We start from the raw sequence: 6,907 nt of genomic DNA, 5'->3' as shown, positions 1-6,907 counted from the left end.
AAGCCGCCGTTGCCGTGTCAGTGGAGGCGCATTATAGGGACTTCTCCGCTGTCCGCAATAGGTATTTTGCATAAAAATAACTGTTTGCTGCATTCCACAGCAAAATCCTGCTTTATACCCTCTTTTGCACAAACTTATCCACAGAATGGATTCTAATTAAAATTAGACGAGCATCACGCAAACGTTTTCGCTACAATTCTACCGCCTCAAAATATGACCTTTTTTGTGAACGCTAACTGAATTTTTTCTTTATCTCGCAAAATCGCTTTGAAGAAGAAGACGATATTCACGTAACGTTCTTTAATGACTACCCAAATCCAAGGGATAAAATCATCATGCAACAACGTCGTCCTATCCGCCGCGCTCTGCTCAGCGTTTCTGACAAAGCAGGTATTGTCGAATTTGCTCAGGCTCTGTCCCAACGTGGCGTCGAGCTTCTTTCTACCGGAGGCACAGCGCGTTTGCTGGCCGATGCGGGTTTGCCGGTAACAGAGGTATCAGACTATACCGGATTCCCGGAAATGATGGATGGACGAGTCAAAACCCTGCACCCGAAGGTTCATGGTGGCATTCTGGGCCGTCGCGGTCAGGATGATGCCATCATGACGCAGCACGACATCAAACCGATTGATATGGTTGTCGTGAACCTTTATCCCTTTGCCCAGACGGTAGCCCGTGAAAACTGTACGCTGGAAGATGCCATCGAGAATATCGATATCGGTGGTCCAACCATGGTTCGTTCCGCTGCCAAAAACCATAAAGATGTCGCTATCGTAGTCAAAAGCGGCGATTACACCACCATCATTAATGAAATCGACGCCAACGACGGTTCTCTGACTTATGAAACCCGTTTTGATCTGGCTATCAAAGCGTTCGAGCACACGGCGGCTTACGACAGCATGATCGCAAACTATTTCGGTGCGCTGGTTCCCGCCTATCATGGTGAGACAGATAAACCGTCGGGTCATTTCCCTCGTACACTGAACCTGAATTACATCAAGAAGCAAGATATGCGCTATGGCGAGAACAGCCATCAGCAGGCGGCCTTCTATATAGAAGAGAATGTGACTGAAGCATCCGTTGCAACGTCTCATCAGTTACAGGGCAAGGCGCTGTCTTACAACAATATCGCGGATACTGACGCCGCGTTGGAATGTGTGAAAGAGTTTACTGACGCAGCCTGCGTAATTGTGAAACATGCCAACCCGTGCGGCGTTGCCACAGGCGGTTCTATCCTTGATGCTTACGAACGCGCCTATAAAACCGATCCAACGTCAGCTTTTGGCGGCATCATCGCGTTTAATCGCGAACTGGATGAAGAAACCGCACAAGCCATCATCAGCCGCCAGTTTGTAGAAGTGATTATCGCCCCTTCCGTCAGTGAAGCCGCTTTAAAAGTGACAGCCGCCAAGCAAAACGTCCGTGTCCTTACCTGCGGTGAATGGCAACAACGTATTCCTGGCCTGGATTTCAAACGTGTCAACGGTGGGCTGCTGGTACAGGATCGTGACCTGGGTATGGTTGATGCCTCTCAGCTACGTGTTGTGACTGAACGTCAGCCCAGCGAGCAAGAATTACGCGATGCACTGTTCTGTTGGAAAGTGGCCAAGTTCGTCAAATCCAATGCGATTGTCTACGCCCGTGACAATATGACCATCGGCATAGGCGCAGGACAAATGAGCCGCGTTTACTCTGCGAAGATCGCCGGTATCAAAGCTGGCGATGAAGGTCTGGAAGTCAAAGGTTCCGCGATGGCCTCCGATGCTTTCTTCCCGTTCCGCGATGGCATTGATGCAGCAGCTGCGGTCGGCATTACCTGCGTTATCCAACCAGGTGGTTCCATTCGTGACGATGAAGTTATTGCCGCGGCTAACGAACACGGCATAGCGATGATCTTTACCGATATGCGCCATTTCCGCCATTAATTCCGGAGCAGACTTGATATGAACATATTAATTATTGGTAATGGTGGACGTGAACATGCGCTTGCCTGGAAAGCCGCACAGTCTCCGCTGGCAGATAAAGTTTATGTTGCGCCAGGCAACGCCGGTACCGCACTGGAGCCGTCACTGATTAATGTCGACATTTCCGCGACAGATATCCCCGCGCTGCTCGCTTTTGCGCAAGCGAACGATATTGGTTTAACCATTGTCGGCCCGGAAGCCCCTCTGGTTATTGGCGTAGTCGATGCATTTCGTGATGCTGGTCTGAAAATTTTTGGCCCGACTCAGGCTGCCGCCCAGCTAGAAGGTTCAAAAGCCTTTACCAAGGATTTCCTCGCCCGTCATAAAATCCCGACGGCCGAATATCAGAACTTTACCGAAGTCGAACCGGCTTTGGCCTACGTGCGTGCCAAAGGTGCGCCTATCGTGATCAAAGCGGACGGTTTGGCTGCCGGTAAAGGCGTCATTGTTGCGATGACACAACAGGAAGCTGAAAATGCGATTCAGGATATGCTGGCTGGTAACGCGTTTGGTGATGCGGGCCATCGTATCGTAGTGGAAGAGTTCCTGGACGGTGAAGAAGCCAGTTTTATCGTGATGGTTGATGGTGAAAACGTACTACCGATGGCCACCAGCCAGGATCATAAGCGAGTAGGCGATAAAGATACCGGCCCAAACACGGGTGGTATGGGCGCTTACTCTCCCGCTCCGGTGGTGACGGACGATGTTCATCAACGCGTAATGGATCAGGTGATTTGGCCAACGGTTAAAGGTATGGCGGCAGAAGGCAATGTCTATACCGGCTTCCTGTATGCTGGCCTGATGATTTCCGCTGATGGTCAGCCCAAAGTCATTGAATTTAACTGCCGTTTTGGCGATCCGGAAACACAGCCCATTATGCTGCGTATGCGTTCAGATCTGGTAGAGCTGTGTCTGGCAGCCTGTGCTGGCAAGTTGGATGAGAAAGACTCTGTCTGGGACGATCGTCCGTCGTTAGGCGTAGTGCTGGCGGCAGGCGGATACCCTGGCGATTACAACACGGGTGACGTTATTTCCGGGCTGCCGCAGCAGGATGCAGAAGACGGAAAAGTCTTCCATGCGGGCACCAGGTTAAACGATAAGGACGTTGTTACGAATGGCGGGCGTGTTCTGTGTGTGACAGCATTGGGTGATACCGTTGCCGCAGCACAAAAACGGGCATACGAACTGGCGGACGGGATTCAATGGCAAGGAAGTTTTTGCCGGAAAGACATTGGCTATCGCGCCATTGAGCGTGAACAAGCCTGATAAACGACAAGCCCGGAGAAATCCGGGTTTTTTATGCCCCGTACAGACATAAAATCCATCAGTAGCCGATTGGCTATACGTTATGACTTTTCTATTGCCGATTCCCACTGGCAAAAGTTATCTTCCGCCATCAGCAGCAGTTGAACACCTTCCGGGCCTTCCAGCCAGGCAATATTCAGCACGCCATGCGCGTGTTGATTTCGCTGGGCGATCCATTCACGTGAAGATCTGTCAAAACTGGGGCGGACGCTTTTTCCATCACAGGTAATGACTTGCCCATCTTGCCATTTACCCTGTTTCAGAAGAACCTTACCTGCCCGCAGGACATCACTGAGTTCCAGTATTCGTTTTGCATCAAACTGATACAACGCAATCTCATCATCAGAGATCAGTTCACGCCGCTCTGCCAATTGACGCTGCATAAAACTCACGGTTCCCTCTTCCGTAAACCGTATACGTACTTCATCTTTCTGCGTTCCCAGACGGGTTTTCTGGATTTCCCGTACCTTGTCCTGCTGGTACGAATAACGCGTAATAACGGTATCTTCTTCCTGAAGCGGACGATAGACCGTCATCAGGGAAGTCGTGCCATGTTGAGAGTCATCTTTACGCCACAGACGCACAACGCCGCGATCGGCGATATAGCCACTGGCAAACGTCGAAGGTGGAGTGGTGTGACTGCTGCAGGCAATGGTCACGATGATTATCGCGCCAAACCACAGCGGGCGTAACAAAAGCAAAAGGGGCGCAACCGCCCCTCTGCTTAAACTCTTAACCGACATGATCTTACTTAACAGCGTCTTTCAGAGCCTTGCCTGCAACAAATGCTGGCACGTTGGCAGCAGCAATTTTGATTTCTTTACCAGTTTGCGGGTTGCGGCCAGTGCGCTCATTACGATGGTTGACTTTAAATGTACCAAAACCAACTAATTGTACTGCATCACCTTCTTTCAGAGACTCGGTAATTGCTGCCAGAGTTGATTCCAATGCCACTTTCGCTTGTGCTTTTGACAAATCAGCTTTGTCTGCAATTACATCAATCAGTTGAGTCTTATTCATAAGTTATCCTTACAGTGTGTTTATCGCTTGCTAAGCATCGAGTGCGACGGATATGCAATAATAGCACTCTCCTGCATACACGCACCGACAGCCACTTTTTTTACGCCCCCCAAATGTAGACCAGACAGGGTGCGGATGTGAAGCCTTAAGACACGCCATTTCAGGCCTTAAATCACGTTTTATTGCGTTATTGGTGTAAATTTATCCCAATATTACTGCTTCCCGCCTCACGCAGATCGGAACGAAGCCCTTTAATCAACTCGATATCACGTTCTTCGCAGGCAGCCAACAGGCGGAAAATTTCCCACTGAATATCCCATTCATCTTCAATGGCTGGCAATCCATTCAGTTCTTCATCCGTCATCTCTTTGCCCGCCTGCGTCATTTCAAGCATGGCAACGGTACGGATTGACGCTTCACTGATAGCAACCGCATGCTCCAGCGTCTCACCGCTTAAACGGGAATGGATCAGTTCACCCAGCGCAATACAGGCGTCAATGGCCGGGTAAACGCCATAAATAGTAAAGTCATCGGATGCCGGAATCGCTTCTTCCAGCTTTTCCAACTGGCTATCAAAATTAATCTTTGCATCTTTTACTACCAACGTTTCCCAAACGAGATCGAGAATACGGCGGTAAATCATCGCATCACCGAATGCTGTCTGACGGCAGAACTCGTGATAATTAGGGTACATACGCTCGCAAAGGCATGCCATAAACGTGACATGCTGCCAGCTTCCCAACTTTTCCAAACGCAAATGAATGGGGTTACGTAACATTTTTATGCTCATTAACGGCTATGGGCGGCAGTGTACCTGAAATTACCGCTACGCCCTATTCCTGAATTCCTAAAATTTCTATCGCAGATTGTGTTGTTGCCAGCGCTGAAACGCGGGACGATTAGAGGCCACCGCATCCGCCCAGCGCGTCGGTTCAGGTAAGCGATAACCTCGCATGCAACGTTTGACCCATTGCAGCGCACTGTCCGTGCCAACCCGATGCCCCGTCGCCACAAATAACGGATTGCAACGCGCTTTGCTGCGCCATACCCAGCCAATCTGTTCGCCTTTATCCAACAGCGGCTGCTGACTGCCGATATTATCCGGCAAAGGGTCAAAATGCCCGCACAGCCGGCTTTTGGCCACGCCAATCGTTGGAACGTTAACCAACAATCCGAAATGGCTGGCGACGCCCAGCCGACGCGGATGGGAAATCCCGTGTCCATCGACAAAAATCAAATCCGGTTTCTGTTCCAACTTATCCCAGACAGCCAACAATCCCGGACACTCGCGAAAAGAGAGAAAGCCGGGAATATACGGCATCGTCGTACCGATACGCGCGATTTTGTACTCCACCAGCTCCAGAGAGGGATATCGCATAATCGCAATAGCCGCTCGGGTCACTGTACCTTCCTGCTCAAACCCGACATCCGCCCCCGCGATAAACGCAGGCTGCTCAAACGGCAAATCGTCATGACGAATCACCTCTGAGGCGCGAGCCAACTGTTCAGCCTTTAGCTGCTGAGTATCAATCACCTTATTTCCTTTGATTTACTGATGGTAAGCGCGGGATAACGCGTGTACCGCGTCAACAAAGGCGCCGGCATGCTCTGGCGGTACATCCTGATGAATACCGTGTCCCAGATTGAATACATGCCCGCTACCGTGACCAAACCCCGCAAGAACGGATGCCACTTCCTGCTCGATTCTGGCTGGCGGCGCATACAGTACGGACGGGTCCATATTGCCCTGTATCGCGATCTTATCGCCTACCCGACGCCGGGCATCGGCAATGTCGCTCGTCCAATCCAACCCAATGGCGTCACAGCCGGTTTCCGCGATAGCTTCCAGCCATTGCCCGCCTCCTTTGGTAAACAGGGTGACAGGCACGCGACGACCTTCGTTTTCACGCTGTAATCCATCGATGATCTTGTGCATGTAGTGGAGGGAGAATTCCCGATAATCACGACCGCTCAACACGCCGCCCCAGGTATCAAAAACCATCACCGCTTGCGCGCCCGCCTGGATTTGGGCATTCAGATAAAGAATGACGCTGTCGGCCAGCTTGTCCAGCAACAAATGCAGCGTTTGCGGTTCCGCAAACATCATTTTTTTAATGATGGTAAAGGCCTTGCTGCTGCCGCCTTCAACCATATAGGTCGCCAGCGTCCAGGGACTGCCAGAAAAACCTATCAGCGGCACCGCTCCCGCAAGGTTGCTGCGAATAGTGCGTACCGCATTCATCACATAGCCCAGTTCCTGTTCCGGATCGGGGATCGGTAATTTGACGACATCGGCATGGCTGACGATAGGGGACTGAAAGCGAGGACCCTCTCCCGCTTCAAAATAGAGGCCAAGGCCCATGGCATCCGGAATAGTCAGAATGTCTGAAAACAAAATGGCCGCATCAAGGGGATAACGCCGCAGGGGTTGTAACGTGACTTCGCAGGCCAGCTCCGCATTTTTACACAGCGACATAAAATCGCCGGCCTGCGCGCGCGTTGCTTTGTACTCCGGCAGATATCGCCCCGCCTGACGCATCATCCAAACTGGCGTCACGTCAACAGGCTGGCGCAGCAACGCCCGCAAATAGCGATCGTTTTTCAGATCAGTCATGTCA

The 6,907-nt window shown here is 51.1% G+C and carries 7 protein-coding genes; 2 read left to right on the top strand and 5 right to left on the bottom strand.

Annotated features, from left to right (window positions below):
- Positions 1-335: 335 nt before the first annotated feature.
- Both purH and purD read left to right on the top strand, forming a co-directional pair.
- Entirely contained in the window at positions 336-1,925 is a 1,590-nt protein-coding gene (purH, locus tag B4923_RS19840) for a bifunctional phosphoribosylaminoimidazolecarboxamide formyltransferase/IMP cyclohydrolase (protein WP_109491432.1), read from the top strand.
- A gap of 18 nt (positions 1,926-1,943) precedes the next feature.
- Entirely contained in the window at positions 1,944-3,230 is a 1,287-nt protein-coding gene (purD, locus tag B4923_RS19835) for a phosphoribosylamine--glycine ligase (RefSeq protein ID WP_109491431.1), read from the top strand.
- An 80-nt stretch (positions 3,231-3,310) separates the two neighbouring features.
- Here the strand turns inward: purD and B4923_RS19830 are convergent, their stop codons facing one another.
- The 5 genes from B4923_RS19830 to hemE all read right to left on the bottom strand — a co-directional run bounded on the left by B4923_RS19830 (position 3,311) and on the right by hemE (position 6,903).
- On the bottom strand, positions 3,311-4,012 hold the full coding sequence (locus tag B4923_RS19830; RefSeq protein ID WP_109491430.1) for a DUF1481 domain-containing protein: 702 nt from the start codon (positions 4,010-4,012) through the stop codon (positions 3,311-3,313).
- Between the two features lie 4 nt (positions 4,013-4,016).
- Entirely contained in the window at positions 4,017-4,289 is a 273-nt protein-coding gene (gene hupA, locus B4923_RS19825) for a nucleoid-associated protein HU-alpha (RefSeq protein ID WP_109491429.1), read from the bottom strand.
- Positions 4,290-4,476: 187 nt separating this feature from the next.
- Positions 4,477-5,067: a YjaG family protein gene (locus B4923_RS19820; protein WP_109491428.1), complete on the bottom strand. Its 591-nt coding sequence runs from the start codon at positions 5,065-5,067 to the stop codon at positions 4,477-4,479.
- Between the two features lie 78 nt (positions 5,068-5,145).
- The gene (gene nfi, locus B4923_RS19815; RefSeq protein WP_109491427.1) at positions 5,146-5,823 is read right to left on the bottom strand and encodes a deoxyribonuclease V; all 678 of its coding nucleotides are present in this window, start codon (positions 5,821-5,823) and stop codon (positions 5,146-5,148) included.
- Positions 5,824-5,838: 15 nt separating this feature from the next.
- Positions 5,839-6,903, bottom strand: a complete 1,065-nt coding sequence (hemE, locus tag B4923_RS19810) for a uroporphyrinogen decarboxylase (protein WP_109491426.1) — start codon at positions 6,901-6,903, stop codon at positions 5,839-5,841.
- Positions 6,904-6,907 lie beyond the last annotated feature (4 nt).

The organism is Brenneria roseae subsp. americana (genome assembly GCF_003115815.1).
GTDB classification, from domain to species: domain Bacteria; phylum Pseudomonadota; class Gammaproteobacteria; order Enterobacterales; family Enterobacteriaceae; genus Brenneria; species Brenneria roseae.
This window is presented reverse-complemented; position numbering and strand designations above follow the sequence as displayed.